Annotated in this window: 1 tRNA gene; it reads right to left on the reverse strand. The window is 46.7% G+C overall.

From position 1 onward, the window contains the following. Positions 1 to 57: 57 nt before the first annotated feature. Positions 58 to 133: transfer RNA gene (locus H735_RS29570), tRNA-Ala, on the reverse strand. Positions 134 to 210 lie beyond the last annotated feature (77 nt).

Consider the following 210-nt stretch of genomic DNA (forward strand, 5'->3'; position numbering starts at 1 on the left):
TCTAGACGAACGGGACACTGTAGGTTGTTTTGCTAAAAGCAGAAACAATGTAGCTAGTGGTGGAGCTAATCGGGATCGAACCGATGACCTCTTCGCTGCCAGCGAAGCGCTCTCCCAGCTGAGCTATAGCCCCACATAAATCGCTTCAGCATTTTATGCAGAACCAATCTTTGCTCTGAAATCTAAACCATATCAATCTGTGTGGACACT

The sequence above is a fragment of the Vibrio owensii CAIM 1854 = LMG 25443 genome (assembly GCF_000817815.1).
Lineage (GTDB): Bacteria > Pseudomonadota > Gammaproteobacteria > Enterobacterales > Vibrionaceae > Vibrio > Vibrio owensii.